General features: G+C 64.0%; 30 protein-coding genes. 17 read left to right on the top strand and 13 right to left on the bottom strand.

Annotation, left to right across the window (positions count from 1 at the left end):
* Positions 1-396 precede the first annotated feature (396 nt).
* From bioD to AX703_RS17570, 6 genes are all read right to left on the bottom strand, one after another.
* A complete protein-coding gene (gene bioD, locus AX703_RS17595) occupies positions 397-1,017 on the bottom strand; it encodes a dethiobiotin synthase (protein WP_062345940.1) in 621 nt (206 codons plus the stop codon).
* Complete coding sequence (locus AX703_RS17590; RefSeq protein WP_062345938.1) at positions 1,014-2,162, bottom strand: 8-amino-7-oxononanoate synthase; 1,149 nt, start codon at positions 2,160-2,162, stop codon at positions 1,014-1,016. Before AX703_RS17590 ends, bioD begins: the two co-directional genes overlap by 4 nt.
* Complete coding sequence (gene bioB / locus AX703_RS17585; RefSeq protein ID WP_231735600.1) at positions 2,162-3,202, bottom strand: biotin synthase BioB; 1,041 nt, start codon at positions 3,200-3,202, stop codon at positions 2,162-2,164. The genes AX703_RS17590 and bioB overlap by 1 nt, the downstream gene beginning before the upstream one ends.
* A 175-nt stretch (positions 3,203-3,377) precedes the next feature.
* Positions 3,378-5,081 carry a diguanylate cyclase gene (locus AX703_RS17580; protein ID WP_039333623.1) on the bottom strand — a complete coding sequence of 568 codons (1,704 nt, stop codon included), beginning with the start codon at positions 5,079-5,081 and terminating at the stop codon, positions 3,378-3,380.
* 115 nt (positions 5,082-5,196) lie between these two features.
* Complete coding sequence (locus AX703_RS17575) at positions 5,197-7,611, bottom strand: DNA translocase FtsK (protein ID WP_039333621.1); 2,415 nt, start codon at positions 7,609-7,611, stop codon at positions 5,197-5,199.
* Positions 7,612-7,706: 95 nt separating this feature from the next.
* Complete coding sequence (locus AX703_RS17570; protein ID WP_062345989.1) at positions 7,707-8,240, bottom strand: thiamine phosphate synthase; 534 nt, start codon at positions 8,238-8,240, stop codon at positions 7,707-7,709.
* Between the two features lie 22 nt (positions 8,241-8,262).
* Here AX703_RS17570 and AX703_RS17565 point away from each other — a divergent pair, with 22 nt between their 5' ends.
* Together AX703_RS17565 and AX703_RS17560 are read left to right on the top strand one after the other, a co-directional pair.
* Complete coding sequence (locus AX703_RS17565; protein ID WP_062345936.1) at positions 8,263-8,928, top strand: YggS family pyridoxal phosphate-dependent enzyme; 666 nt, start codon at positions 8,263-8,265, stop codon at positions 8,926-8,928.
* A gap of 115 nt (positions 8,929-9,043) precedes the next feature.
* A complete protein-coding gene (locus AX703_RS17560; protein ID WP_156452115.1) occupies positions 9,044-10,345 on the top strand; it encodes a GGDEF domain-containing protein in 1,302 nt (433 codons plus the stop codon).
* 37 nt (positions 10,346-10,382) lie between these two features.
* Here AX703_RS17560 and AX703_RS17555 read toward each other — a convergent pair whose 3' ends face one another.
* Positions 10,383-12,710 (bottom strand): TonB-dependent receptor, encoded by a 2,328-nt coding sequence (locus AX703_RS17555; protein WP_062345932.1) that lies wholly within the window; start codon positions 12,708-12,710, stop codon positions 10,383-10,385.
* A gap of 113 nt (positions 12,711-12,823) precedes the next feature.
* Entirely contained in the window at positions 12,824-14,275 is a 1,452-nt protein-coding gene (gene pyk, locus AX703_RS17550) for a pyruvate kinase (RefSeq protein WP_039333615.1), read from the bottom strand.
* A gap of 73 nt (positions 14,276-14,348) precedes the next feature.
* Between pyk and AX703_RS17545 the strand changes: the two genes are divergently transcribed.
* The 3 genes from AX703_RS17545 to AX703_RS17535 all read left to right on the top strand — a co-directional run bounded on the left by AX703_RS17545 (position 14,349) and on the right by AX703_RS17535 (position 15,943).
* Positions 14,349-14,657 (top strand): DUF1244 domain-containing protein, encoded by a 309-nt coding sequence (locus tag AX703_RS17545; RefSeq protein ID WP_369821035.1) that lies wholly within the window; start codon positions 14,349-14,351, stop codon positions 14,655-14,657.
* A gap of 97 nt (positions 14,658-14,754) precedes the next feature.
* A complete protein-coding gene (locus AX703_RS17540; protein ID WP_039333612.1) occupies positions 14,755-15,006 on the top strand; it encodes a DUF2312 domain-containing protein in 252 nt (83 codons plus the stop codon).
* A 76-nt stretch (positions 15,007-15,082) separates the two neighbouring features.
* Positions 15,083-15,943: an SDR family oxidoreductase gene (locus tag AX703_RS17535; RefSeq protein ID WP_062345928.1), complete on the top strand. Its 861-nt coding sequence runs from the start codon at positions 15,083-15,085 to the stop codon at positions 15,941-15,943.
* On the opposite strand, the gene AX703_RS17530 is transcribed toward AX703_RS17535, so the two are convergent.
* The gene (locus AX703_RS17530; RefSeq protein WP_062345926.1) at positions 15,940-16,629 is read right to left on the bottom strand and encodes a type II CAAX prenyl endopeptidase Rce1 family protein; all 690 of its coding nucleotides are present in this window, start codon (positions 16,627-16,629) and stop codon (positions 15,940-15,942) included. The genes AX703_RS17535 and AX703_RS17530 overlap by 4 nt on opposite strands.
* Before the next feature lie 107 nt (positions 16,630-16,736).
* Here AX703_RS17530 and AX703_RS17525 point away from each other — a divergent pair, with 107 nt between their 5' ends.
* The 10 genes from AX703_RS17525 (at position 16,737) to ruvB (ending at position 22,604) form a co-directional block, all read left to right on the top strand.
* Entirely contained in the window at positions 16,737-17,501 is a 765-nt protein-coding gene (locus AX703_RS17525) for a YebC/PmpR family DNA-binding transcriptional regulator (protein WP_039333607.1), read from the top strand.
* A complete protein-coding gene (locus AX703_RS17520) occupies positions 17,501-18,064 on the top strand; it encodes a hypothetical protein (RefSeq protein ID WP_062345924.1) in 564 nt (187 codons plus the stop codon). The genes AX703_RS17525 and AX703_RS17520 overlap by 1 nt, the downstream gene beginning before the upstream one ends.
* A gap of 3 nt (positions 18,065-18,067) precedes the next feature.
* Positions 18,068-18,418: a DUF3147 family protein gene (locus AX703_RS17515; protein WP_062345923.1), complete on the top strand. Its 351-nt coding sequence runs from the start codon at positions 18,068-18,070 to the stop codon at positions 18,416-18,418.
* Position 18,419: 1 nt separating this feature from the next.
* On the top strand, positions 18,420-18,896 hold the full coding sequence (gene ruvC, locus AX703_RS17510; protein WP_039333600.1) for a crossover junction endodeoxyribonuclease RuvC: 477 nt from the start codon (positions 18,420-18,422) through the stop codon (positions 18,894-18,896).
* Positions 18,897-18,932: 36 nt separating this feature from the next.
* Positions 18,933-19,442 carry a nucleoside deaminase gene (locus AX703_RS17505; RefSeq protein ID WP_062345987.1) on the top strand — a complete coding sequence of 170 codons (510 nt, stop codon included), beginning with the start codon at positions 18,933-18,935 and terminating at the stop codon, positions 19,440-19,442.
* 161 nt (positions 19,443-19,603) lie between these two features.
* Positions 19,604-20,221, top strand: coding sequence for a Holliday junction branch migration protein RuvA (gene ruvA, locus AX703_RS17500; protein ID WP_039333598.1), 618 nt, complete (start codon positions 19,604-19,606; stop codon positions 20,219-20,221).
* Between the two features lie 5 nt (positions 20,222-20,226).
* The gene (locus AX703_RS27520) at positions 20,227-21,045 is read left to right on the top strand and encodes a hypothetical protein (RefSeq protein ID WP_156452114.1); all 819 of its coding nucleotides are present in this window, start codon (positions 20,227-20,229) and stop codon (positions 21,043-21,045) included.
* Positions 21,042-21,290 carry a hypothetical protein gene (locus AX703_RS17495; protein WP_062345920.1) on the top strand — a complete coding sequence of 83 codons (249 nt, stop codon included), beginning with the start codon at positions 21,042-21,044 and terminating at the stop codon, positions 21,288-21,290. Before AX703_RS27520 ends, AX703_RS17495 begins: the two co-directional genes overlap by 4 nt.
* A complete protein-coding gene (locus AX703_RS17490) occupies positions 21,283-21,579 on the top strand; it encodes a type II toxin-antitoxin system RelE/ParE family toxin (RefSeq protein ID WP_062345918.1) in 297 nt (98 codons plus the stop codon). Before AX703_RS17495 ends, AX703_RS17490 begins: the two co-directional genes overlap by 8 nt.
* Positions 21,576-22,604 carry a Holliday junction branch migration DNA helicase RuvB gene (gene ruvB, locus AX703_RS17485; protein WP_062345916.1) on the top strand — a complete coding sequence of 343 codons (1,029 nt, stop codon included), beginning with the start codon at positions 21,576-21,578 and terminating at the stop codon, positions 22,602-22,604. Before AX703_RS17490 ends, ruvB begins: the two co-directional genes overlap by 4 nt.
* A gap of 569 nt (positions 22,605-23,173) precedes the next feature.
* On the opposite strand, the gene AX703_RS28465 is transcribed toward ruvB, so the two are convergent.
* Complete coding sequence (locus AX703_RS28465) at positions 23,174-23,806, bottom strand: hypothetical protein (RefSeq protein ID WP_231735597.1); 633 nt, start codon at positions 23,804-23,806, stop codon at positions 23,174-23,176.
* Between the two features lie 4 nt (positions 23,807-23,810).
* Here AX703_RS28465 and AX703_RS28460 point away from each other — a divergent pair, with 4 nt between their 5' ends.
* Positions 23,811-23,900: a PEP-CTERM sorting domain-containing protein gene (locus tag AX703_RS28460; RefSeq protein WP_230487715.1), complete on the top strand. Its 90-nt coding sequence runs from the start codon at positions 23,811-23,813 to the stop codon at positions 23,898-23,900.
* Between the two features lie 89 nt (positions 23,901-23,989).
* On the opposite strand, the gene AX703_RS17475 is transcribed toward AX703_RS28460, so the two are convergent.
* The 3 genes from AX703_RS17475 to AX703_RS17465 form a co-directional block, all read right to left on the bottom strand.
* Positions 23,990-24,172 carry a hypothetical protein gene (locus AX703_RS17475; protein WP_039333589.1) on the bottom strand — a complete coding sequence of 61 codons (183 nt, stop codon included), beginning with the start codon at positions 24,170-24,172 and terminating at the stop codon, positions 23,990-23,992.
* A gap of 65 nt (positions 24,173-24,237) precedes the next feature.
* Positions 24,238-24,564, bottom strand: coding sequence for a DUF1294 domain-containing protein (locus tag AX703_RS17470; RefSeq protein WP_231735596.1), 327 nt, complete (start codon positions 24,562-24,564; stop codon positions 24,238-24,240).
* Entirely contained in the window at positions 24,536-24,817 is a 282-nt protein-coding gene (locus AX703_RS17465) for a hypothetical protein (protein WP_062345912.1), read from the bottom strand. Before AX703_RS17465 ends, AX703_RS17470 begins: the two co-directional genes overlap by 29 nt.
* Before the next feature lie 273 nt (positions 24,818-25,090).
* Here AX703_RS17465 and AX703_RS17460 point away from each other — a divergent pair, with 273 nt between their 5' ends.
* On the top strand, positions 25,091-25,456 hold the full coding sequence (locus AX703_RS17460; protein WP_062345910.1) for an endonuclease domain-containing protein: 366 nt from the start codon (positions 25,091-25,093) through the stop codon (positions 25,454-25,456).
* Positions 25,457-25,479 lie beyond the last annotated feature (23 nt).

The raw sequence follows: 25,479 nt of genomic DNA, 5'->3' as shown, positions 1-25,479 counted from the left end.
GACTCTACCAATGACGATTCAACTGAGCCCCACCCGTATCCGGCCAACGCGCGGCATCCCGGCCGAAGCCTTCGCGATCGGCGTCCTGGTCCTCACCGCAGCGGCAAACGCGCTGTATCTGGTGATCTAGAGCACTTTCCGACCAATCGGGCTTACCGTGATTGTCGCAGGGCGCTTCTCGGCAAGGAGCCTTGTGCAGGGCGGGCTGGTGGCCCGTCCAAACAAGGCGACGCTGTCCGAGGGGCTCCCTGCGGCAACCCCTCCGGGGCGGGCCCCTTTTGGCCCGATCGCTGCGTCTCTCGTCGGTCACTATGCGATGGCATGGCTCCCTCCTCGATTCTCGCGACCGGCCAAAATCGGCTCCGTCACGGTGAGCCAGATTGGTCGGAAAGTGCTCTAGACGAAGTCGCCCACCCGGAAATTTTCGGCGAACGCGGCGGCGAGGCTCTCGCGATCGAGCCTGGCGAGCATCGGCAGGCGGCCAAGGCGCTTCACGTTGCCCATTGCGCAGATCGTCGCCTCGCTGTCCTCGTTACCCTCGCCGACGAACGCAACGCCGTGGATCGGGACACCGCGCGAACGCAGCGCCTCGAAGGTCAGGAGCGAGTGGTTGATTGTGCCCAGCGCCGTCCGCGCCACGACGACGACCGGAAGGTTCCACCAGGCAAAAACATCGGCATAGGTGGTGCTGCGCGTGACAAGCACCAGCGCGCCCCCTGCCCCTTCGACGACCAGCGGCCGCACTGCGGGCAGCGCCAGTTGCGCCAGATCGATGACGACCCCGTCCAGCTCTGCGGCCCGATGGGGTGAACATGGCGTGTTCAAACGGTAGGCTTCCGGGAGAACCTGATCTGCAGGCACGCCCGAAAGACTGGCAACGTGGTCACGGTCCGCGCCATCATCGAGCCCGGCCTGCACCGGCTTCCAGTAGTGCGCGTGCAACGCTCCGGTAAGCGCTGCGGAGAAGATCGTCTTGCCGATGCCGGTATCGGTGCCGGTCACGACAAAGGCGCTCATCGCAGTGCCTCTGAAAGAGCCATCCCCAGAGCGTCGACATCTTCGGAAGTGGCATTCAGGGTCAGCGAGATGCGCAAGCGGCTGGTGCCTTGCGGAACAGTGGGCGGACGGATGCCGCGCACGTCAAACCCCTTGGCCTGAAGCGAAGCGGCGACCGCCATGGTCCGTGCATCCTCGTGCAGGATCAGCGGCAGGATCTGCGATCCCGAAGGCAGCGCACCGTGCGGAGCAAGCACGCGCTCGGCATGGGCGACAAGGGCGCGCAGGGCTTCGCGGCGTTGCGGTTCGTCCGCCATGATCCGGACCGCCTCGCGCACGGCAGCGCAAACCAGCGGTGAAGGCGCGGTCGAGAAGATGAAGGGACGCCCGCGGTTGACCAGGAAATCACGCACGACCTTGGGGCCCAGGACAAGCGCGCCTTCGCAGCCCATCGCCTTGCCGCAGGTTCGCAACACCACGGTGTCCGGCCGGCCATCGAGCGTTGCGGCGATGCCGCGCCCATCCGGACCGAACACGCCGGTGGCATGGGCCTCGTCGATCAGCATGATCGCATCGTGCCGTTCTGCCACCTGGGCCATCGCGGCCACGTCGGCCATGTCCCCGTCCATCGAATAGAGCGTCTCGAAGGCAAGCCAGATGCGGCCAGAATTGCCCTTGGCACGCCATTCGCGGGCGGCGTCATCGAAGCTCTGCGGATCGTTGTGTGCAGCACTGACCGCCGTGGCACGGGTCAGGCGCAGACCTTCGTGCATCGAAGCGTGGACCAGTTCGTCATGGACGATCAGGTCTCCGCGCTGTGGCAGGGTGGACAACAGCGCGACATTGGCGGCGTAGCCAGCCGAGAAAAACAAAGCGGATTCGCTGCCGAAAAAGCGGGCTGCTTCTCCCTCCAGCAGTTCATGCTCGGGGTCATTACCACGCAACAGGCGCGATCCCCCGGAACCCAACGGAACCCCGCGCGCGATGGCTTCCTGCACCGCCGCCGCGAGCCGGGGCGACGAAGACATCGCAAGGTAGTCGTTCGAGGCAAAGTCGATCCCGCGCCGGGGAGCAAGGCTGCGCAGGCGGGCCTTTTCCCCCAGCCCTGCAAGATCGGCGACATGTGCCGACCACAGTGAACCGGTGCGAGTGGTGCTGTCTGCCATCAGGCCGCGCAGCCTCCCGAGCAGCCTCCGACCGCCTTCATCGCCCGCCCTTTTAATTCACGGAGGGGTTCCTCGCCTTCCATCGGCTTTAGGCCAAGCCGGGCGAACATGGCAGCATCGGCATCATCACCGGCGTTGGCGGCGGTGAGCAGTTTGTCACCGGTGAAGATCGAATTGGCACCGGCCATGAAACACAGCGCCTGCGTGGCTTCGGACATGGATTCGCGGCCGGCCGACAGGCGCACCATCGACAGCGGCATGGTGATGCGCGCGACGGCAACGGTGCGGACGAACTCGATGTCATCAATCTTGGCGAGCGGCGTATCGGCCAGCATGTCGCCCAGCACCGTGCCCTTTATCGGCACCAGCGCGTTGACCGGCACGCTTTCCGGGTGCTGTTCGAGCGTGGCGAGAGCGTGGACGAAGCCGACGCGGTCGGCGCGCGTCTCGCCCATGCCGACGATGCCGCCCGAGCAGACGTTGATCCCGGCATTGCGCACGTTGTCCAGCGTCTGCAGGCGATCGGCGAAAGTGCGGGTGGTGATGACTTCCTCGTAGCGTTCAGGCGAGGTGTCGATGTTGTGGTTGTAGTAGTCGAGACCTGCCTCGGCGAGTTGCGCGGCCTGGCCGGGCGTCAGCATGCCGAGCGTCATGCAGGTTTCCATGCCCATCTCGCGCACGCCCTTGATCATGGCGATGATGGCAGGCATGTCGCGGTCCTTGGGGTTGCGCCATGCCGCACCCATGCAGAAGCGCTTGGAGCCATTGTCCTTGGCCTGCGCGGCGGACTGCAGCACCTTCTGCACTTCCATCAGCTTGGTCGCCTCGACGCCGCTGTCGGCCTTGACCGACTGCGAGCAGTAGCCGCAATCCTCGGGGCAGCCGCCGGTCTTGATCGAGAGCAGCGTGCACAGCTGCACTTCGCCCGCCCGGTGGTGCTGGCGATGAACCTCTGCGGCGCGGAACACCAGCTCGGTGAAAGGTAGATCGAACAGCGCGGCGATCTCCTCGCGCGTCCAGTCGGTGCGAACGGAAGCCACCGAGGCAGTTGTTTCGCGCTGGCGGAGCAGGGTGTCTTGCACGGCGGGAGTCCTTCGCAGTCTTCGATTTCGCAGGCCCATAGCGCAAATCGATGCCGCGTGCTCAAGTGAATTAGCGAAGCTGCAAACCGGCAATTTGCATTTCACGGAGCGAAACCGGTTTTGTCGGCTTTCTTCAGGCCACCGCGCGGCTTGCAGCGTCGAAACTGGTGACCTTTTCCCGCATGGTGCGATTGCGGCCGAGCCGCTTCGCTTCGTACAGCAGCTGATCGCAGCGAGCATAGAGCGCGGCGAAGTCTATCTGCAGATTTCCGCCGGTGTCGTGCTCTACCAAGCCCATGCTGGCCGTCACCAGGCAGTCGAGGCCGGGCACCTCGGCGGAGACGCGGACAGCTATGGCGCGGCGACAACGCTCGGCGCGGGCCGCAGCATCCTGACCGCGCAGAAGCAGCAGGAACTCCTCGCCGCCCATCCGGATCGCCTTGGTGTCGCGGTCGTCGAGCAAGGCACCGGCTGCCGAACGCAGCACCACGTCGCCCATCGCATGACCGTGCGTATCGTTGACGTTCTTGAAATGATCGAGATCGATGACGGCCATCGTGCGGAACCCCCCGGCAAACAGCTGGGTGAAGCGCTCCTCGATCGTGCGGCGATTCCTGAGCCCGGTCAGGGGATCACGGTCGGCAACGCCTTCGAGTTCGAGGGCGCGGGCGGTCGCACGGTCCCGTTCCTGCCGGACCTCGACGAAACGATTTACGATTCCGAGGCCCGTGACCAGCACCTCGAAGGCCAGGGCAAGCTGGTATAGCTCGATGGCCTCGGTGGGATGGAGTCCTGGCAGAAGATAGGCCGAGATGCGCCAGGACCCGATCAGGAGAATGGGCGTCCAGGCAATGATCTGCAGACGGACCGATTGGCTGCCGCGGCGGTGTCCATCCCATAGCATGGCCGCCAGCACGACAATCGCCAAGCCGATCGAAAGGTGCATCGCAGGCGATGAATATGGCCTCATCCAATCGACGGGCATGCAGGCGACGAGACCGACGATGCCGATCGCAGGCGCCAATCGCCGCCCCAGCAACCGCAGGCGCGGCGCGAGCTTGTCGGCTTCGATGAAGCTGGCGGCGAACAGCAGCGCGGCTCCCGCCATGGCAGAAAAGGCGATGTTCGAAACCTGCCATTCCCACAGCGCGCCGACATCAAGGAAGATATGCAGGAAACCCGTGGCGAAGGCGGCCTGCACCAGCATGGCTGCGACCATGACCAGATGCCAGATCACGTAGCGTTCCGGCAGAACGGAATAGAACGCGGTGTTGATCAGCAGGGGCACAAGCAGCATCCCGCAGATCGCCGCCATCACGACGATCCGGGGCAAGGGCCAGCCGGTCCCTTCGGGAAAGGGATCAAGCCGCATTTCGCTCATGATGGTCTTGCCCCAGGGCTTCACGACCCTGACCGCCACGGCTTGCGCATCCGCGGTCACGCCGGTCACGGGAATCACCATGTAAGGCCCCGCAGCGAGGTGATGGACGTCTTCAGGCCAGAACGAGGACCAGCGGATATCTCCGCGCTGCCCGACAACGCCCACATCCACCCGCTCGAAGTTGCCAGTATGCGTGACGAGGCTCTGCGGAAGAACCCGGTTTTCTTCCTTGCCGAGATCGAAGCGGATCAGAACCTCTTCGGCCAGGGACCAGCCACTGTCGTCGCAGCGCCAGCGGGACGGCGCCGATGCGACTGCCTGCCAGGTTTCACCAATGCCGGCATCGGCGTGGCAGACCGAGCGAGGGCGAACGGGATCGGCATGCCCTTCAGCCGACCTCAGACCGACGAAGAGCACCAGCACCAAGCACAGCCAGCGTCCGAACCCACCCAACATGAACTCAGTGCTAGCTCGTCAAACTTAGAAGCTCGTTAATCCCCTGAAAGAATTGACCCGACATCCGGATTAAGTTCCGATGTCGGGATGTTCATGAGTTCGCGCGCAAGTGCGTTCAAAGGACGTTGCCGTCCTTGTCGCGGTAGATCTCGCGCCGACCGACGTGATTGGCAGGCCCAACGAGGCCATCGGCTTCCATACGCTCGATCCACTTCGACGCCGTGTTGTACCCCACGCCCATCTGGCGCTGGATCCAGCTGGCAGAGGCCTTCTGGCTTTCGAACACGAGCTGGCAGACCTGACGGTACTTGCGGTCTTCCGGATTGTCCGAAGCGCTGTCGATATCGTCGAAGCCGAAGCCGCCGTCTTCCGGCTCTTCCGTAACGGAATCAACGTATTCGGGGCTACCCTGTCCACGCCAGTGATCGGCCACCTTCTCGACTTCCTCGTCCGAAACGAACGGGCCGTGGACGCGCTTTATCGGGTCGGTGTTGGGCTTGTAGAGCATGTCGCCCTTGCCCAGCAGCTGCTCGGCGCCCTGCTCTCCAAGGATGGTGCGGCTGTCGATGCGGCTGGTAACGGCAAAGCTGATGCGGGTGGGCAGGTTGGCCTTGATCACGCCGGTGATGACGTCGACCGAGGGCCGCTGCGTAGCCATGATCAGGTGGATACCGGCTGCACGGCTCTTTTGCGAGAGACGCTGGATCAGGACTTCGATTTCCTTGCCGACCGTCACCATGAGGTCGGCGAGTTCGTCGACGATGACCACGATCTGCGGCAGCACCTCGTAATCGAGCTGCTGTTCCTCGAACAGTTCTTCGCCCGTGTCGGGATCGAAGCCGACCTGGATGCGTCGTCCGAGCGGCTTGCCCTTGGCCAGCGAGGCGCGAACCTTGTCATTGAAGCCCGAAATGTTGCGGACGCCGATCGAGGACATCTGGCGGTAGCGCCGCTCCATCTCCTCGACCGCCCACTTGAGCGCGCGGACAGCCTTGGCCGGCTCGGTCACCACCGGCGAGAGCAGGTGCGGAATGTCGTCGTAGGACTTGAGCTCCAGCACCTTGGGATCGACGAGGATCAGGCGGCACTGCGCCGGCGTCAGCCGGTAGAGCAGCGACAGCAGGATGCAGTTGAGACCGACCGACTTGCCCGAACCGGTCGTACCGGCCACGAGCAGGTGGGGCATCGTCGCAAGGTCGGCCACAATCGGCTCGCCGGCAATGTCCTTGCCCAGGATGATCGGCAGCAAGGCCTTGGAACTGGCGAACTTCTCGCAGGCGATCAATTCGCGGAAGGATACCATGTCGCGGATCGCGTTGGGCAGTTCGATGCCCATGACCGTGCGGCCCGGGATGGCCGAAACGCGCGCAGAGATCGCGCTCATGTTGCGGGCAATGTCGTCGGCAAGGCCGATCACGCGGCTGGCCTTGATCCCCGGCGCCGGCTCCAGCTCGTACATCGTCACGACCGGGCCGGTTCGCACCGCGGTGATCTCGCCCTTTACGTTGAAATCGTCGAGCACGTTCTCGAGCAGGCGGGCATTGCGTTCGAGTGCCAGCTTGTCGATTTTCTGGGTCGAACCTGCGGGCGCTTCGACCAGCAGCTCGATCGAGGGCAGCTCGTACTTGTCGAACAGATCCCCTTGCCGTGCCTTGGGCTGCACAGCCGCAGGCGCAGGCGTGCGAGTGGGATCGGTGATCTCGGTCGGCTTGCGCTGCGAGAGCGCCTCCTCGACGTCGATCGCGTCGGCAGCCGCGCGTGCCTCTTTCTCGCGGCGCTCCTTCTTTGGCGGACGGACAGTGGCCTCGTCCTCTTCGTCTCCCAACGCAACTTCGCGCGGCTGGCGGCGCAGGAACGACGGCAAGCTGAGCATTCCGGCCCAGTCGAATGCAAAGATCCGGCTGGCGATGGCAAGGCCTCCTGCAAGCGAGACAAGCCCAAGCGGAACCGTGAACCACAGCGCGGAGACCTGCGGCACCAATCCGGCGAGGCCGCTCACCGCTGCGGCCCCCAGCAGGCCCGAAAGCCCGCCTGGCCCGGCAGGCAGGCGGCTCGACGTGCTCGCCCCCCAGAGTGAGAGCGCAGTGCCGATCAGCGCCATGGCAACAAGCAACAGCAGCGTAGGCCGCCACCAGCTAGGGGGCGGCGCTGCATCCTCGTCCTCGTCAAGATCGATGAGATCGCTTTCCGAATCCCACAGGCGCCGCGAAAACACCCACAGGAGCGGGAGCAGCAAACCGCCGGGCAACCCGAAGAACAGCAGCACACGCTCCGATGCCCATGCGCCGGCCAGGCCCATCCAGTTCTCGACCGGGCTTCCCGAAGCCGTGCTGCCGGAGGGATCGGTCTGCGTGTAACTCAACAGCGCGAGCGCGAGAAACACCATCGCCGCCGCGAGAATGCCGCCGCCCAGCAGTTCCAGACTGCGGCGCAGCGAGCGGCGCAGAACGGCGCGCCAGTCGGCTCCACGCAAGCCTCCTCGCGCGTTCGATCCGCGTGCCTGCGCGGTGGTTGCTGCCCGGCTTGCCATGAACTTGTGCCTATCCCTGCCCTTGAGCGCGCATCATGCGCCCGAAGGGGACTCACCGTCAAGAATCCCGACAGGAATTGCGACGAGTGAAGGGTTTAGGCGAGCCCGTCGATCGCCGCCCAGCCATGGACCGGCAGGTGCGCGGCACGGGCGCGGGTCATCCCGCCCAGTGCGATCACCGGCAGCGGCGAGAGCCGCGCCAGCATCAGGAAGCGGACCGGGCCGAGCACTTTCCCGCCCGGATGCGATCGCGTCGGGTAGACCGGCGAAAGCAGGATGGCATCGGCCCTGGCGCGTGCTGCTGCGGCTATTTCCTGCAGCGAATGGGCTGTCGCCAGACGCAGGCCGCTACCAGCCATGATCTCTCTCGCCCCGCCGTAGACACCATCGACATGCCACATCCGCGGCACGCGGGCGCCGATGACCATGACGCCACGGCGCCTCGCCAGTCTGGCCAGCGTCACGAAGCGGGCGCGGCGTGGCGCACGGTCGAGGTGGTAGTGGCGGAACACCAGCGCATCTCCGTGCCCGAGCCGCGCAATCGCGCGCTCCAGCCCGGCATCGTTGCGCGCATCGCTGAGCAGCACGCGCCGCGGCACCCTTTTCGCGATGGTCTGGCGCTTTCGCATCGTGGCGCTATAGCACCGCGCCATGGAACAGGCAGTCCCTTCATCGCCGCTCGAACAGGTCCGTTCGCGCATCGCCACGGCCGCCCGCATCGCCGGGCGCAAGGCCGATGACGTCACGCTGATCGCGATCTCCAAGACCAAGCCAGCCGAGGCGATCCTCGATCTGATCGCGCAAGGCCAGCGCGTGTTCGGCGAAAACCGGGTGCAGGAATCGCAGGAAAAGTGGCCCGCCATCCGTGCAGCCCATCCCGATGTCCAGCTTCACCTTGTCGGCCAGTTGCAGTCCAACAAGGCCGAAGATGCCATCGCCCTGTTCGACTGCATTCACTCGGTCGATCGCCCCAGCCTCGTGACGGCCCTGGCCAAGGCGCAGGACAAGCTTGGCCGCAAGGTGCCGTGCTTCATTCAGGTCAACATCGGCAACGAAGAGCAGAAGGGTGGCTGCGCCGTGGCGGAACTGCCCGCCCTGCTGACGCAAGCCCGCGAAGCCGGTCTGGAAGTTGTCGGCCTGATGTGCGTGCCCCCCGCCGGGATCGAAGCCGCACCCTTTTTTGCCTTGCTCGACAAGCTGGCCGACGACAACGGCCTCAGCCGCCTGTCGATGGGCATGAGCGATGATTTCGAAACGGCGGTGCAACTGGGCGCGACACATGTTCGCATCGGGTCCGCTTTGTTCGGCAAGCGTTAAAGCGCTGAATGGTGTGGTTAATCCGGCGTTCCGTAAGAGTCTGGTCGTCCTACGCCCGGTGAATTAACCCCATCTTACAACGCCCCGCGGCATACCTTCATGATTGGAGGATCCCTTGGCCGCCGCAGATCGTGAATCGTCAGAGAAACGCCAGCTTCTTGATGACGAGGTAAGCCTTGAGAAAGTGCATATCTCGACTCTGGTCGCGCATGCGCTGGTGCTTTGTGCCGTGATCCTGCCGATGGTCGTGGCCGACAAGTACCACGACTTTCTCGCCATAGTTGCAGCCTGCTGCATGGTGGCTCTATTTGCACTTCAGTTGGTCCTGAAGCGGGCAGCCCAGTCTGTGCGCAACCGCAACATCACGAACTACGTTATCACCCGCGACTCTCGCGAGCAGATCCAGGAACTGTTCGCGATGACCGATATGCTCCAGGCCGCCGAGACCTATGAGGACGCTGGCGCCGTATTGATGGCCACAGCGCGCCGCTTGCTGCCCGGCTACGGCGCCGCACTGTTCGTGTTCAACAACTCGCGCGACCGGCTCGATCTCGCGCGGGCGTGGGACATGCCCGAGGGCTACAGCGTTCCCGAGATGCTCTCGCCCTCGAACTGCTGGGCGCTGAAGCGCGGCAAGCCGCACGTCAATTCGCCGGCAGTCGGAACCCTGTGCTGCGCGCACCATCCCTCGGAAATCGCCACCGTCGAAATGCCGATGATGGCCTGCGGACAGCGGCACGGCCTGCTGATCATCGCCCATCCTGACTCGGATGGCGCCTACGATCACATCATGGAAATCCGCCGCCTCGGCCGCGCCTTGGCGGACTCCATGTCGCTCGCCCTTTCCAACATTGCCCTGCGCGAGAAGCTGCGCACCCAGTCGCTGCGCGATCCGCTGACCGGGCTGTACAACCGCCGCTACATGGAAGACGCGCTGGAACGATTCGTGTCGCTCGGTTCGCGCACCGGGGCAAGCACTGCCGTGGTCATGCTCGATCTCGACAACTTCAAGAAACTGAACGACGAACATGGCCACGCCAAGGGCGATGCCGTCTTGCGCGATGTCGCGGCACAGATCGTCGGGTGCCTCAGGCCGACCGACGTGGTCTGCCGCTACGGCGGAGAAGAACTCGTCGCCATCCTGCCCGACTGCTCGCTTGAAGACGCGATGGACAAGGCCGAAATCCTGCGCCAGCGCATCGAATCGCTGAGCGCCAGCCACGAGTGCGCGATATCTGCCTCGCTCGGCATCGCGACCGTCCCCGAAACGGCAACATCGGCAACCGACATCGTGCCGATTGCCGACGCTGCGCTCTATGCTGCCAAGAAGGCTGGCAAGAACTGCGTGAGCTCTGCAGAAAAACGCGCGGCACGCGAAGCGCCAAGGCTGGCAACAATCAAGTCACGCCAGAACTGAGCGCTGCGGAGCGGTACACCCCGCAGCGCCCTCTGCCTCAGAAGTCGGCGTTCAACTCCACGCCCAGCACGCGTCCGCGCACCAGCGGCGAGAACGTGCCGGCCTTGGGATTGTCGGCAAACGGCCGGTCGACGCCGGTCGAAAGCGGGCCACCAAACACCGGGATCTGCGCCGCCGTACCCAGCTGCGTGTCCCCACCATGCTGGACCTGATCGAGCAGGTTGCGGCCATAGACCGTGAAGGTCAGACCACCTGTCTTATAGCTGATCGAGGCGTCGAGGTTGTCGGACGAGGTGATCCAGCCAAAGTTGTTGTCGGTATAGGCAAACCGGTCGCGGTGCTGGAAGTTGGCGCGGGCAACAATGGCATTGCCTTCGCCCACCGGGAAATCACCCAGCACGCCAAAGCCATAGGTCCACTTCGGAGTGCGTGGCAGGTCGAGCGCCTTGTCCGCGTCGTTGACCACGCCGTCGCTCGAAATGTCGAACAGCACCTTGGTGTACTCGGCATCGATGTAGCCGAAGTTCGCGGTGAGCAGGAAGTTCTTGCCCACGGCAAAACGGCCTTCGCCTTCGATGCCGGTAATGCGGGCGTCGGCAGTGTTGAAGATGGACTGGGCAACACCCGCCGCAGACCCTTCGTTGACCTCACGCTGCATGTTGCCAACCTCTGTGCGGAAAGCCGCCAGGTTTAGCGTCAGCTTGCGATCCGGTGTCTGGAACTTGGTGCCCAGTTCGAAGCTGTCGACCTGCTCCTCGTCGAACGAAAGGCCGCGCGTTGCTGCCACTGCCTCGAAGGCGCGGGCATTGGTGATGCGGAAGTTGTACCCGCCCGAACGGAAGCCCCGCGTCCAGTTGCCGTAGACCTGCGCATCGCCGTTGAAGCGATACTGGAAGCCGAGCTTGGGGCTCCAGTTCTCCCACGTACGCTTGTCCTTGAAGCCGTTGTTCTCGTTCGGGATAAGCGGGTTGACCCCGGATGTCGGGCAAGTGCCGGCCACGACCGAACAATTGGAGCGAGGCCGGATGTAGGTGACGGCGACGTCCTTGGTTTCCTTGGACCAGCGGATGCCTGCGGTCAGCGTCAGCTGGTCGGTCACATCGAAGTCGCCCGACGCAAACAGGCCGAGCACGTCGTGATCCTGGCGACCCCCGCCGATCTGGGTCAACGGGCTGATGAACGTGGGGAAGAAGCGCAGCTCGTCGTAGCGCAGGTCCTGCGTGAACCAGAAACCGCCTGCCGTGAAGTCCAGCGCACCGAAGCGGTTGTTGTAGCGGATTTCATCCGAATACTGGCGCTGCTTGAACAAGGAATTCGAGTGGAAGATGAATACCGGCTTGGAATCGATGTCGCCCCCGGTCGAGGCGTCATAATCGCGGAAGCCGAAGATGTTGGTGATCTTGCCATCACCCACGTCGATTTCGGTCTTGTGCGTCGCAAACCAGGTGCGGTTCTTGTAGAAGCCGCCGTTATCGATCGCAAAGTCGAAGGTGTCGCGCTTGTAGAGGCCGTGGTTCTGGCCGGCGGGGCCATCGCCCTCGCTGTTGAAGTATTCGACCTTGGCGATCATGCGGATCGCCTCGGACGGCAGGAATTCCAGCGCACCGCGCAGGATCTGGGTCTGCGCCTTGCCGAAGTCCTTGCCATTGAACAGGTTCTTGAAATAGCCCTCGTCGTTGTTGACGTAACCGCCGACCTTGAAGTTCAGCACGTCCTTGATCAACGGACCGGACACCACGGCCTGCGCCGCGAAGTTACCCGATCCGCGCCCGGAATCGATCGGCCCTTCATAGAACACGCGGAAGTTGGCGCGCAGATCCGGCGTCGGATCGCCGGTGTTGATCAGGACCGCGCCCCCGGTGGTGTTGCGGCCATAGAGGATGCCCTGCGGCCCGCGCGCCACTTCGACCGAGCCCAGGTCGAACACGTCGAACACAAGCCCGTTGTTGACGCCGATGTATACCCCATCCACGAACACGCCGACGGTCGGGTCGATCGAAGGGATCGAGCTGTTCACGCCGAGCCCGCGGATCGAGAAGTTGGCGGTCCCGCGCGAGGTGCCGACCTGATCGAGCGAGACGTTCGGCGCGCTGTAGGTCAGCGTCTGGATATCACGCACCTGCAGCGCCTGCAGGCTCTGGGCATTGAATGCGGTGATCGCAACCGGCACGTCCTGGACGTTCTCGACGTCCTTCTTCTTCGTGGCGGTGACGATGATGTCGGCGTTGAGCACGTCAATCGCCGACTGCTCCTGATCCTGCGCCGTGTCCTGACCATAGGCCACGCCCGCACCCGTGACGACGAGCGCAAGGGCGCTGAGCCCACGGCAAATTCCTTGCGAAACCCTGCTCTTTGTAACTGGCATTCACAGCTCCCGTTTATCTTGTGGAGCAAGAATGCCCGCTGCGCAGCGGCGTTCAACCTGTTTTCAAGTGCGCAATTAATTCTTACAAAGCGCGTGGCATATTTACATCAATGTCAGCCGTGTTGATCCAGTTCGTTGCCGGTAAGCGTGACGACGTGCAGCAGGTTGGTGGCCCCGGGCGTGCCGAAGGGAACGCCGGCCAGCGCGACAAGCCTTGAGCCGGCGGTGCCGAAGCCGTGACGCAAGGCCATGCGCTTGCCCTTGGCGATCATCTCCTCGAAGCTACCGATGTCCTTGGTGCTCACGGCGTGGGCACCCCACAGCAGGCCGACCTTGCGCGCGGTCTTCTGCGATGGCGTCAATACCAGCATCGGCACGCCAGGCCGTTCGCGGGCCACGCGCCGCGCGGTCGACCCCGACCCCGTGAAGACGATCACGCCTGCGATCGGCAGGGTGTTGGCGATGCTCGCCGCAGCCTGTGCCAGCGCGTCGGCCGTGGTCGGATCGGGCAGGGTCTCGATGAAGTGGACGCGCGCGCCATAGCCCGGATCGGCTTCGACCTGCGCAGCGATACGGTGCATGATCGTCACCGCCTCTTCCGGCCAGGCCCCTGCGGCGGTTTCGGCCGAGAGCATGACCGCGTCAGCCCCGTCATAGACCGCATTGGCGACGTCGGACACTTCGGCGCGGGTCGGCGTCGGCGCCTCGATCATCGATTCGAGCATCTGCGTGGCGACGACCACCGGCTTGCCCTGGCGGCGCGCGCTTTCGACGATGCGCTTCTGCAGCGGCGGCACTTCCTCGGGATTCAACTCCACGCCGAGGTCGCCACGGGCAACCATGATGCCGTCGGAAAGCTCGATGATCTCTTCCAGACGCGAGATCGCGGCGGGCTTCTCGATCTTGGCCATCAGCGAACCGTAGCCGCCCATCAGGCGGCGCGCTTCGGCAACGTCCTCTGGACGCTGCACGAACGACAGGGCGATCCAGTCCGCACCATGCTCGACGGCAAACGAAAGGTCGCGGCGGTCCTTGTCGGTCAGCGCCGGGACCGGCACCACGGCATCGGGCACATTGACGCCCTTGCGATCGGAGATGACCCCACCAACCTCGGCGGAACAGAGAATCTCGTTCTGATCGGCCCGGATCACGCGGAGGCGCAGCTTGCCATCGTCGATCAGCAGGCGCTGCCCCTTCTGCAGGATGCCGAACAGTTCGGGATGCGGCAGCTGGACGCGGGTCTCGTCACCCGGCTCGGGATTGCGATCAAGCGTGAAATGGCCCGAGTGGCGGATCACCGCACGGCCTTCCTTGAACTTGCCCACCCGCAGCTTCGGTCCCTGCAGATCGCACAGGATCGTGATGGGGCGGTTCACCTTCTTCTCGAGCGCCCGGATATTAGCGATCGTTTCGGCATGGGTGGCGTGCTCGCCATGGCTCATGTTGACACGGAAGGCGTCAGCGCCTGCGCGAAAGAGCTTCTCGAGCATTTCCGGCTCGCGGCTGGCGGGTCCTACCGTGGCGAGGATCTTCACTTTACGTCCGCGAGGATCGAGCTTGGCCACAGCTTGGGTACTCCTTATGAATCTGCGGGATGCGCTATGGCCCATGCCATTTCAAAACCCAAGGAAGATTACCGTGGATACGAATGCAATCGATACGCTTCCCGATTCCGTAGCGGCCGCCGCCTTCCGCCGCCTGGTAAAGCACCTCCAGCACCGCCACGATGCCCAGAACATCGATCTGATGGGCCTTTCGGGCTTCTGCCGCAATTGCCTGGCGGACTGGATCATCGAAGGCGGCTTTGCGGGAGACAAGGCCGCCGCGCGCGAAGTGATCCACGGACTCCCCGCAGCCGAATGGAAGGCCCGCTACCAGACCGAGGCAACGCCCGAGCAACTGGCCCGGATGGAGGAGAGCGTAAGGAAAAACGCATCGGGTCACTAATCCCCGGACTTTCCACAGCCTCCGCTTTGCCCGAATCCCGAGGCGCGTCTATCAGCCGCGCCAACTGATTCACGTATCTTACCCGGAGACTTTCCCGATGGTCGAATTCGACGATGCCAAGACAGCAGACGATCGCCTGCGCCTCCTGATCGAGCGCATCGAACGCCTCGAAGAGGAAAAGAAGGGCATCGGCGACGACATCAAGGACGTCTACAACGAAGCCAAGGCCACCGGCTATGACGCCAAGATCATGCGCCAGATCGTCCGCCTGCGGAAGATGAAGCCCGACGACCGCCGCGAGATGGAAGCCGTGCTCGAAACCTACAAGAACGCTCTCGGCATCGACTGATCGCGTTTCCCGGGCAGGAGCGGAACCACCGCCCTGCCCGGCCATTGGCATCCTGTAGTTTCAGCAGGATAGCCCCATGACCCAGACCGCCACCGTCCGCCCGCCGATCCACGAAGACGGGCTCACCGGCAGCGAGGCGAGCCTCGATCCCAAGCCCGAATGGCAGCCGCGCTATCCCGGTTCGGGGCGACTGAAGGGCAAGGTGGCGATCGTGACCGGGGCGGATAGCGGCATCGGCCGCGCCGTCGCCGTCCTCTTCGCACGCGAGGGCGCGAAAGTCGCCATCGCCTATCTCAATGAGAACGAGGACGCCGCCCGCACCCGCGAACTGTGCGAAGCCGAAGGCAGCGAAGCCCTGACCTTCTCAGGCGACCTCGGCGATCCGGAAGTGGCCCATGCCCTCGTCGATCTGGTCATCGGCGACTGGGGCCGCCTCGACGTCCTCGTCAACAACGCAGGCGAACAGCACCCCGACAAGGACATCCGCGAAATCACCGCGGACCAGCTGCAACGCACCTTCCAGACCAACATCTTCTCGATGTTCTACCTCGTCCAGGCCGCGCGCGAGCACCTCAGGCCGGGCGCGGCCATCGTCAACTGCACTTCGATCACCAGCTACAAGGGTGAACCCGAACTGCTCGACTACTCAAGCACCAAGGGCGCCATCACCGCCTTCACCCGCGCCCTGTCCGAACAGCTTGTGGGCGAAGGCATCCGCGTCAATGCGGTCGCCCCCGGCCCGATCTGGACCCCGCTCAACCCTTGCGGCGGCGCGTCGGAGGAGAAGCTCGAACACTTCGGCGAGAACACGCCGATGGGCCGCCCGGGCCAGCCCAACGAGGTGGCTCCCAGCTTCCTGTTCCTCGCCTGTGAGGACTCGTCCTACATGTCGGGCCAGGTGCTGCATCCCAATGGCGGCACGGTGGTCAACGGCTAACCCCAATTCAGCGCTACCGCCAGCACGATGGCGTTCGATGCAATGTGGTTGAGGATCGAGGCCAGCAGGCCAAGCCTCACCCGCATGTGCGCGAACATCAGGCCTGACCAGAATTGCGGCAGCACCATCGGCACGGCAGCGAGCGTGATCGTCGGGTAATTGAAAAGGTGCATCACCGCAAAAAGCGCAGTGGTGCCGTAAAGCAGCAGGGCGAAGTGTCGGGCGAACCACGGTGGAACCCCCGTGTCTCGCCGTTTCCGCCACCAGGTCACCGCCGCAACAAGGACCGTGGCCAGCAGTATTCCCCCACCCACGAGCGGCTTGCCCCGGCCCAGCGCCACGAAAACGACCTGCCCGGCCAGGACCACGCCGATCAGGGCCAACACGCGCCGCGTCCCGCTCATCCAGCCGCGAAAGAACAGTTCCTCCAGCACCGGCGCCAAAAGCACCGCCCCGCCCCACAGCGCCAGCGGCCCCATTCCTTCGAAGGCATTCGGTGGCGATAGCGCAAAGGCCTTCTGCCACAGCGCGATCAGCGGCATCACCACCAGCCCCAGCACCCCAATCTGGAATGCTGTCAGCACAAACCAGCGGGAAAGCGCTCCATCAGCGTTCAACCCGGAAGCCGCCATCGGCACTGGGCGGCGCAGGAAGGCGAACAGTTCGGCAAGGGTCGTGCGGATCATCGCTGTCTCATGCCTGCAATTGCGCCGATGCGCCACACCGATTGCCGGAACGCGCGACGTCGGCTAGGGGCGATGCAGATTCCAAAACCTCGCAAGAAGCACGGACCATGGCAGGCCATTCCAAATTCAAGAACATCATGCACCGCAAGGGCGCGCAGGACAAAAAGCGCTCGGCGATGTTTTCCAAGCTCAGCCGCGAAATCACCGTGGCCGCCAAGATGGGCATGCCCGATCCGGACATGAACCCGCGCCTGCGCGCCGCGGTCAACGCGGCCAAGGCCCAGTCCATGCCCAAGGACAACATCGCCCGCGCGATCGACAAGGCGTCGAAGGGCGAAGGTGATAACTACGAGGAAGTGCGCTACGAAGGCTATGGCCCGGGCGGCGTCGCCATCATCGTCGAAGCGCTGACCGACAACCGCAACCGCACCGCCACCAACATCCGCACCGCTTTCTCGAAGAACGGCGGCAACCTTGGCGCATCGGGTGCGGTGAGCCACGGCTTCGAACGCCTCGGCCTGATCGAATACCCCGGCAAGGTCGGTGACGAGGAGAAGGTCCTCGAAGCCGCCATCGAAGCCGGTGCCGAAGACGTCGAATCCGACATGGGCGATGGTGACGAGAACCCCGGCAGCCACCAGATCTGGGTCGCGGTCGAATCGCTGCACGAAGTTGCGCGCGAACTCGAAAAGACCCTGGGCGAGGCCGAAGGCGTCAAGCTGGCATGGAAGCCGAGCATGAAGACCTCGGTCGACGCCGACAACGCCGCCACCCTGCTCAAGCTGATCGATGTCCTTGAGGACGACGACGACGTCCAGACCGTCTGGGGCAACTACGACATCCCCGACGACGTCATGGAAACGCTGGGCTGATGCCACGGGCAACGGCAGCGTTTCCAGTTGCCGTTGCACTCGCGGCGCTGCTCTCCACCGGCGGGTCGGTGGCGAAACCTGCCCGCCTCGGCGCGGCTCGTCCTGCAAGCCTGTGCGCAAACGACGAACGCGTGGTCTACACCTGCCGCTTCGGCGCGAAGCTTGGCAGCGTTTGCCTGGCACGCAACTCGCTGCACTATCGCTTCGGACCGCAGGGCCGTCCCGAATTGCACATTGCCAGCACGCCGGACTGGAGCAACATCCACACCGGCGGCAATCGCAGCCAGGGCGGCCTCAACCAGGACTACATCCGCTTCACCAACGGGATGACGCATTACGTCGTCCACGTCGATGAAACCGGCAGCCTCAACGAGAACCCCGGCAGGCAGTCCTCGGGAATAGAAGTGCTGCAAGGCTCCTCGGGCGAAAATGCGCTCGCCAGCCTCACCTGCAGGTCGCCAGCCTCGTTCGACGGGAGCGCCTATGACGACCTTGCCAAGGCAGCACCCAAGGACTGGGATGGCGCCGAAACGCCTGGCGGACCATTCGAGGTTATCTACTGAACCATGATGCCGCTCGCCATAAAGGCCGCGCTCTCCGGCCTGCTCATCGCGCTGATCTCGGAGATTGGCCGCAAGTTGCCCACTGTCGGCGCACTGGTCGCTTCCTTGCCGCTCGTCTCGGTGCTCGGCATGGTGTTCCTGTGGAACGCCCGGCCCGATGCGGAGAACATGGCGGTCCATGCGCAAGCAACCTTCTGGTATGTCCTGCCCTCGTTGCCGATGTTTCTCGTGATCCCCGCACTGCTGCGCCACGGCGTACCGTTCTGGGTTGCTCTGGTCGCGGGCTGCGTGCTGACGGTGCTGCTCTATCTGGCCATGATGCAGATCGGCCCCCGCTTCGGACTCAAGCTGTAAGATGATAATCCTCGGTATCGACCCCGGCCTCACCGTCACCGGCTGGGGCGTCGTCGCCAAGTCGGGCAGCCGCCTCAGCCACGTCGCCAACGGCCAGATCCGCACCGACAACAAGGCCACCATGGCTTCGCGCCTTGTCGAACTCGATTCCGCGCTTGCCGCCGTGATCGACATTTACAAGCCTGATAGCGGCGCGGTCGAAGAAGTCTTCGTCAACGTCAACCCGCAGTCCACCCTCAAGCTCGGGCAAGCGCGCGGCGTTGCCATGGTCGCGGTCGCACGGGCGGGAATCCCCGTGGCCGAGTATCCCACCAAGGTCATCAAGAAAGCGCTGGTCGGCACCGGCGGTGCGGAAAAGCAGCAGATCCAGCACATGCTCAAGATCCTGCTCCCCGGCGTCCAGCTTGCGGGCGAGGACGCCTCCGACGCCTTGGCCGTGGCGATAACCCACGCCAACATGCTCGGCAGCCATCGATAGGCCGGAACGACTGCCACGATCCGGCGTATGCACCGGATGGACGCACTGAACGACAGATTGAGCGACGAAGACTGGATGGCGCGCGCGCGCGATCTCGCCATCTCCCGCAAGGGCACCGATCCCGCCAACACCCCCATCGCTGCAATCATCGTGCGCGATGGGCAACTGCTCTCGCACGGCGTCAACCGCACCGCCGAACACTGCGACGCCACCGCCCATGCCGAAGTCATGGCGATCCGCGCTGCAGGCAAGTCCTCCGGCGAAATGCGCTTTCCCGGCGCCACGCTCTATTCCACGCTCCAGCCCTGCGGCATGTGCACCATGGCCTCGATCTGGGCAGGGATATCGCGCATCGTCTATGGCGCGGGGCGTGATGACGTCCACGAGATGTACTTCGAGGACCGCCACCTCTCCACGCTCGATTTCGTGGCCGATGCCTGGAAGGACGACCTGACGCTGACCGGCGGCATCCTCGCCCACGACTGCGCCACGCTCTATTACCGCCCATGGGACGACGTGCCAGAGCACCAGCAAGCCAACGACTAGCGCCCCCTTCGCTAGGGGCTTAGGGCACCCCTTTCTTCTCCCCTCCCGCAGGCGGGAGGGGTTGGAGGTGGGCATTTAGCGCCAACACCCGCCGCCACTCCACGCATTTGGCGCAGGTATCCTCTGGCCACGGCAAAAAGTTCCTGCCATAGGAACAAACCATGATCGCCAAGCTGACCGGTATTCTCGATGACACCGGGCCCGATTGGGCCGTGATCGACGTGAACGGCGTCGGCTATCTCGTGCAATGCTCGGCCAAGACGCTGACCCATCTCGGCATCCGGGGGGACAAGGTCGTCGTCCACACCGAAATGCAGGTGAGCGAAACCGACCAGCGCCTGATCGGCTTCACCAGCGCCGGCGAACGCGCCTGGTTCCGCCTGCTCACCGCGGTGCAGGGCGTCGGCAGCAAGGTGGCGCTCGCCATCCTCTCGGCCCTCTCGATTGAGGAACTCCAGCGCGCCTGCGCCCACGGCGACAGCGCCATGGTCGCCCGCGCCAATGGCGTCGGCCCCAAACTCGCCAGCCGCATCGTCAACGAGCTGAAGGACAAGGCCGGTGGTTTGGCAGGCTACGCTTCGCCAGTTGGCATGGCCAGCGGAGAAGCGTTCACCTTACCGCCCGGCAACGCCAGCGCCGATGCCGTCTCCGCCCTGCAGAACCTCGGCTTCAAGCCCGCCGTGGCAAGCAGCGCCGTCGCCGCTGCGGTCAAGGAACTGGGCGAGGACGCGGGGCTGAACGAACTGGTGCGCGTGGCGCTGAAGAGGGCAGCGGGGTGAGAAGCATGGAAAGCTCAACGTCACTGAAGATTGCTATGCGCCTTCTCCTGACCGTGGTTTTGACTATTTCGAGCTTTTTGCCTGCTTCGGGGCAGGTCAAACGCAAGTACGCTCCTCGGGAAAATGAAGCGGTAGTCGTAACCGCTGGTCAGACGTTCTACACGGAATTCACTTCCGTACCGACTGTCGGAATCAAACTGGAGAGACCATTCCGAAGCAGCATGGCAGGCGCAATGGGGTTTCCGTTTTCCTTTGAGTTAATGGACCCTCTGCTTGTTCCCGTGGCGCCGCACGAGGATGGATGGCGTTACTTTGCTCCGAAAGACGGAGCATTCAAGGCCTCTCATGGTTTGCTGGGGTCTGTGATCCGACCGGGTGACAGTGTCGGGATTAGGATAAGTCCCAACGGCGAAGCAGAATGGTTTGTAGATAACTCCGTATATAATGGATTTCGCACCATTTGGTCTCGAAAGATGAAGAAAAAAGATCCGTCCTACGAATTAGTAAATCTGGGCGAAGAAGTCTCTGGTGACCTTCCAATACATCGACTTGTATATCTTGGTGTCCGCGACGCACAAGTCAGGGTTCGATGGGATGAGGTAGATCCGAATTTTGGTCAAAGGTCGGAGGAATACTCTTTTCCTGCAGTAAACAAGGTCTCGTCGGTAGCAGTTCGGGGCGCAAGGTTCAGACTTATCGTCACGGACACCGGAGCCCAAGTCACAATGCTCGCACCGATGACCGATGGGGTTGGTCAATTAAAGGAAAGACCTTTGCCCCTTTCTTTGCCACCAAACTCCCAACCCGGTATGATCCAGCCATGACCGACCTCAGCTTTTCCATCCCCGATTCCATGCTCCAATGGCTCGAGCGGCGGGCATCGGCCGGGGATTACGTCGACGTGGGCGATTTCCTGCGCGATCTTGTTCGCAAGGAACAGGAACGCTCCCATCGGCTGGAATGGTTGCGCGAGCAGATCGCGGAAGGCGCTGCTTCCGGCATTGTCGAGGGCGAACCTGAAGACCTGATCGAAGAAATCATCGCAGCCCGCCGGGCACGGCATGGCTGACGTCCGGCTGACCGCGGCAGCATTGGCAGACCTTGATGAGATCGACGAAAACGGCGTAACGAACTTCGGCAGCGAACTCGCTGATGCATACTCTCGTGGCTTTGGCAGCGTGTTCGCCCGCTTGCGCCGCTATCCACGCTCAGGCCCGTCGGCTCCGGAACTCGGTGATGGTGTACGGACGATCCGCTACCGACAGCATCGTCTATATTACGTGATAGAAAACGGGGACGTCGAGGTTCTGCGCGTGTTCCATGTCGCCCGCGATGTTCAGGATTCCGATTTTCAATGACTGATAACCCCCTCCTTTCCGCCGCCTCGCAGATCGAGGATCAGGACGCCGCGCTGCGGCCCAAGACGCTGGCCGAATTCGTCGGGCAGGCGGCGGCCAAGGACAACCTGCGGGTCTTCATCGAAAGCGCCAAGATGCGGCGCGAGGCGATGGATCACGTGCTGTTCTTCGGGCCGCCGGGCCTTGGCAAGACGACGCTCGCCCAGATCATCGCGCGCGAACTCGGCGTCAATTTCCGCGCCACCTCCGGCCCGGTCATCGCCAAGGCGGGCGATCTGGCGGCGCTGCTGACCAATCTAGAACACGGCGACGTCCTGTTCATCGACGAGATCCACCGCTTAAACCCCGTGGTCGAGGAAGTGCTCTATCCGGCAATGGAGGACCGCGCGCTTGATCTGATGATCGGCGAAGGCCCTTCGGCCCGCTCGGTGCGGATCGACCTGCCGCCCTTTACCCTGATCGGCGCGACGACGCGGCAGGGCCTGCTGCAGACCCCCTTGCGCGACCGCTTCGGCATCCCGGTGCGCCTGCAGTTCTACTCGGTCGAGGAACTGGAGCGCGTCGTGGCGCGCGGGGCCAGCCTCATGGGCATCGGCATCGACAAGGGCGGCGCCACCGAAATCGCCCGCCGCTCGCGCGGCACCCCGCGTGTCGCCGGCCGCCTGCTGCGCCGCGTCCGCGATTTCGCGCAAGTGGCAGGCGCGGACAAGATCACGCAATCCATTGCCGACAACGCGCTGACCCGGCTCGAGGTCGACAAGATCGGCCTCGACCTGCAGGACCGCCGCTACCTGACGATGATCGCCGACATCTACAAGGGCGGGCCGGTCGGCGTCGAGACGCTCGCCGCCGGCCTGTCCGAGCCGCGCGACACGATCGAGGAAGTGATCGAACCCTATCTGATCCAGCTCGGCATGATCGCGCGCACGGCGCGGGGTCGCTGCCTCAACGACCGGGGATGGCAGCACCTTGGCCTCACTCCGCCGACCGGCTCGACACCCTCGCTTTTCGACCAGGCAGACTAGCGCCCGAGTCTGTCCTCCACGCGCGAAAGTTGCAGGAGAGTTAGGGGGGAGTTATGGGGGAGTTGCCGTAGAGTTGGATTCAAAGCTTCATCCTCGCAGGCCATTCGGTCCCATTCTGGCACAGAGTTAACGGCCCACCCGCTCCGGTCCCGTTTTCGGGCAGATTCAAGGCTGACAACACGGTTAACGCCATTGCCCCCGCGCGCCCCATCTGCGTTCTTCGATCGGTAAGGAAGGGTCAGCAGAGCATTAACCCGCGTCTGGTAGCGCCTTCCGCAAAGATACGAAACGGAAGCAACGATCATGTCGGTTCGGATGGCATTGGCAAAACTGGCGGCGGCTGCAGCGGGCGGGGCGATGCTTGGCGGCGGCGCCGTGCATGTTTCGGAAGCGCCCTCGAAGGGCGAGATCCACCACGTCAAGCCGGTGAAGGTCAAGACGACCAAGCCCGCCAAGCGGATCGCGAAGCGCCCGGCCAAGCGCGAAATCCACCGCGCCCGCCGGATCGTGACGACGACCACCACCAAGACTTGCGAGCCCGCGCCGCAGATGGCGATGGTGCCGGTTCCCTACATGCCGCCTATGCCGCCGCAGCCGACCGGATCGACCGGTAGCGGCGGGGTGCCCGTGGTGATCGGCGGCGGCGGCATTGGCGGCTTCGGCGGCGGCTTCTTTGGAGGGTTCTTCGGCGGCAGCAGCGGCGGCGGTGGCAGCGTGGTCGTCTCGTCGACCAGCACCGGTTCCACCTCCACCTCGGGCGGCTCCACTTCATCGTCAACGTCGGGGGGATCGACCTCGACCAGTTCGGGCGGCATCACCAGTTCAACCACCACCGGCGGCGTATCGACATCGACCGGTGGCGTTTCTACCTCGACCTCGACGTCGTCCGGCAATGTCAGCACGTCGAGCGGATCGGTCAGCACCAGCTCCGGCAACGTCAGCACCAGCAGCGGCAACGTTTCCACCTCGAGCGGGAACGTCAGCACCTCGTCGGGCAACGTGAGCACCAGTTCGTCAACCTCGACGTCCTCGGGCAACGTCACCTCGAGCTCGTCGACCTCGTCGTCCACGTCCAGTTCGACTTCAAGCTCCACGTCCTCGTCGACGTCTTCCTCGACCTCGTCGTCAACCTCGTCCTCGACGTCCTCGTCCAGTTCGAACGGCGGCACCACGACGACGACCTCGTCGACCAGCAGCGGCACCGAAGTGCCCGAGCCTTCGATGGTGATCCTGTTCGGCGCGGCTGCCGCGGGCCTGGTCGCCCGCCGTCGCTACGGCAAGCCGAAGAAGGCCTGAGGCACACTATTCGGCCCGCGTCAGCGGGTTACGGGAAGGGCGGCGTCCGGGGGGAAGCCGCCCTTTTTCCTGTGCGCTATTCGCGTAGGCTAATCGCAGCCGCCATCACCGCAATCGCCGCTTCCGGCGTCGGTCGCCCACCACATGCCGCCCGAGCTGTCGCCGGATTTCCGGCGCCGTTCCGGCGTATCTGCCTGCGGCTTGAGCGCAATAAGCGCCAGCCCCAGCACGAGCACCACGATTGCGACAAACCCCCAGAACAGTGCCGGCATAGCTCGATCCTCTCTCCCGATCGGAGAGTGCGCGCTTCGACCGGCGCCGTCAAACGGCGATTGCCTCAAACCTGAAGGATGCCGGCGGCATACCAGCCCATCGCGCCGCCAATCGCCATGATCTGCAGGAAGGCAATCGTCTTGAGCCGGCTGACGAAAGGCTGCTTGCGCGTCTTGTGCCGGAACACCCGCCGCGCCAGGAACGCGCCGGGCGTACCGCCAAGGAATGCCCCCATCAGCAGGCTGGCTTCGGACGTACGCCAGAACCCGCGCAGCGCGGCACGCTTATCGAACCAGAAGGCGGTGAAGGTCTGCAGGTTGACGAGCAGGAGCCAGCCAGCGGCGATCTTGAGCAGCGGCAGATCAGCCAGCGCTTCCAGCATCGATTCCATCGTGAGCCTTGGCCATCATGTCCATGAAGTTGCGCGCCGCATCACGGTCCTCAGCGTGCTTGAACGCCACGTCGAGATCGGGCGCGCTGCCAAGCATGTGCAGCAGCGACCACAGCCCGAAGCGGCGCGCGCGGTCCTTCTCCAGCCCGAAATCAACAAGCATCTTCTCGATACCCGCTTCCATCGCGGCAGGGGTAATCGCTGCAAAGTCATCGCTGCCGAAATAGCGGCGGAGCTGGTCGTCGAGTTCCATGGGGGTGCGGTTAGGGGAGTGGCGTTGGGGGTGCAAGCGTGGTGCTGCGGTCCGGCTGACGCCGGATGCCCACCCCCAGCCCCTCCCGCTTGCAGGAGGGGGGAGAAAGTGACCCAAATCCTGCTCCCATCCCGCAACGTGGCACGAGGCCTGCATCCCCCTCCCGCAAGCGGGAGGGGTCAGGGGTGGGCATTCGCCGCCAGGCGAACAAACCCCACCATTCCCGCACCATCTCCAATTGATCCGCTCAAGCCACTCGCCACCCTGCCGAAGATGCGAGAATTCAAACCCCGCAACACAACCCGCGCCCGCGAACTGCGCCGCGAGGCCACACCGATGGAGCGCAAGCTGTGGCGCTATCTGTCGGGCGGAGCGCTCGGCGCGAAGTTCAGCCGCCAGATGCCGGTCGGACCATACTTCGCGGATTTCCTGTGCCGGGAACTGATGATCGTGGTCGAACTGGACGGTCACAGCCACGACCTGCGCCTTGCCCACGACGCGGCGCGGGACCGCTTCATGGCCGAGACCGGCTACAAGGTGCTGCGCTTCACCAATGCCGATGTGCAGAGCAACGTCGAAGGCGTGGCCACTGCGATCCAGCTTGCCATCGAAGCGCGGCGTCAGGACCGGTCCGGCTGACGCCGGATGCCCACCCCCAACCC

Origin of the sequence: Novosphingobium sp. CCH12-A3 (assembly GCF_001556015.1) — a bacterium.
Lineage (GTDB): Bacteria > Pseudomonadota > Alphaproteobacteria > Sphingomonadales > Sphingomonadaceae > Novosphingobium > Novosphingobium subterraneum.
Note: the sequence above shows the minus strand (reverse complement) of the source record. Positions and strands in the feature narration are given on the sequence as shown.

What these genes read in the sequence shown, in the direction of transcription:
- AX703_RS17475 (WP_039333589.1), bottom strand. Translation starts at nt 24,172, where the DNA reads ATGCCGGCACTGTTCTGGGGGTTTGTCGCAATCGTGGTGCTCGTGCTG.
- ruvC (WP_039333600.1), top strand. Translation starts at nt 18,420, where the DNA reads ATGATAATCCTCGGTATCGACCCCGGCCTCACCGTCACCGGCTGGGGC.
- bioD (WP_062345940.1), bottom strand. Translation starts at nt 1,017, where the DNA reads ATGAGCGCCTTTGTCGTGACCGGCACCGATACCGGCATCGGCAAGACG.
- AX703_RS17465 (WP_062345912.1), bottom strand. Translation starts at nt 24,817, where the DNA reads ATGGAACTCGACGACCAGCTCCGCCGCTATTTCGGCAGCGATGACTTT.
- AX703_RS17570 (WP_062345989.1), bottom strand. Translation starts at nt 8,240, where the DNA reads ATGCGAAAGCGCCAGACCATCGCGAAAAGGGTGCCGCGGCGCGTGCTG.
- AX703_RS17505 (WP_062345987.1), top strand. Translation starts at nt 18,933, where the DNA reads ATGGACGCACTGAACGACAGATTGAGCGACGAAGACTGGATGGCGCGC.
- AX703_RS17565 (WP_062345936.1), top strand. Translation starts at nt 8,263, where the DNA reads ATGGAACAGGCAGTCCCTTCATCGCCGCTCGAACAGGTCCGTTCGCGC.
- AX703_RS17555 (WP_062345932.1), bottom strand. Translation starts at nt 12,710, where the DNA reads ATGCCAGTTACAAAGAGCAGGGTTTCGCAAGGAATTTGCCGTGGGCTC.
- AX703_RS17540 (WP_039333612.1), top strand. Translation starts at nt 14,755, where the DNA reads ATGGTCGAATTCGACGATGCCAAGACAGCAGACGATCGCCTGCGCCTC.
- AX703_RS17530 (WP_062345926.1), bottom strand. Translation starts at nt 16,629, where the DNA reads ATGATCCGCACGACCCTTGCCGAACTGTTCGCCTTCCTGCGCCGCCCA.
- AX703_RS17460 (WP_062345910.1), top strand. Translation starts at nt 25,091, where the DNA reads ATGCGAGAATTCAAACCCCGCAACACAACCCGCGCCCGCGAACTGCGC.
- AX703_RS17520 (WP_062345924.1), top strand. Translation starts at nt 17,501, where the DNA reads ATGCCACGGGCAACGGCAGCGTTTCCAGTTGCCGTTGCACTCGCGGCG.
- AX703_RS17525 (WP_039333607.1), top strand. Translation starts at nt 16,737, where the DNA reads ATGGCAGGCCATTCCAAATTCAAGAACATCATGCACCGCAAGGGCGCG.
- AX703_RS17590 (WP_062345938.1), bottom strand. Translation starts at nt 2,162, where the DNA reads ATGGCAGACAGCACCACTCGCACCGGTTCACTGTGGTCGGCACATGTC.
- AX703_RS17535 (WP_062345928.1), top strand. Translation starts at nt 15,083, where the DNA reads ATGACCCAGACCGCCACCGTCCGCCCGCCGATCCACGAAGACGGGCTC.
- AX703_RS17470 (WP_231735596.1), bottom strand. Translation starts at nt 24,564, where the DNA reads ATGGAATCGATGCTGGAAGCGCTGGCTGATCTGCCGCTGCTCAAGATC.
- ruvB (WP_062345916.1), top strand. Translation starts at nt 21,576, where the DNA reads ATGACTGATAACCCCCTCCTTTCCGCCGCCTCGCAGATCGAGGATCAG.
- AX703_RS17575 (WP_039333621.1), bottom strand. Translation starts at nt 7,611, where the DNA reads ATGGCAAGCCGGGCAGCAACCACCGCGCAGGCACGCGGATCGAACGCG.
- AX703_RS17580 (WP_039333623.1), bottom strand. Translation starts at nt 5,081, where the DNA reads ATGTTGGGTGGGTTCGGACGCTGGCTGTGCTTGGTGCTGGTGCTCTTC.
- ruvA (WP_039333598.1), top strand. Translation starts at nt 19,604, where the DNA reads ATGATCGCCAAGCTGACCGGTATTCTCGATGACACCGGGCCCGATTGG.
- AX703_RS17495 (WP_062345920.1), top strand. Translation starts at nt 21,042, where the DNA reads ATGACCGACCTCAGCTTTTCCATCCCCGATTCCATGCTCCAATGGCTC.
- AX703_RS17490 (WP_062345918.1), top strand. Translation starts at nt 21,283, where the DNA reads ATGGCTGACGTCCGGCTGACCGCGGCAGCATTGGCAGACCTTGATGAG.
- AX703_RS27520 (WP_156452114.1), top strand. Translation starts at nt 20,227, where the DNA reads ATGGAAAGCTCAACGTCACTGAAGATTGCTATGCGCCTTCTCCTGACC.
- AX703_RS17515 (WP_062345923.1), top strand. Translation starts at nt 18,068, where the DNA reads ATGATGCCGCTCGCCATAAAGGCCGCGCTCTCCGGCCTGCTCATCGCG.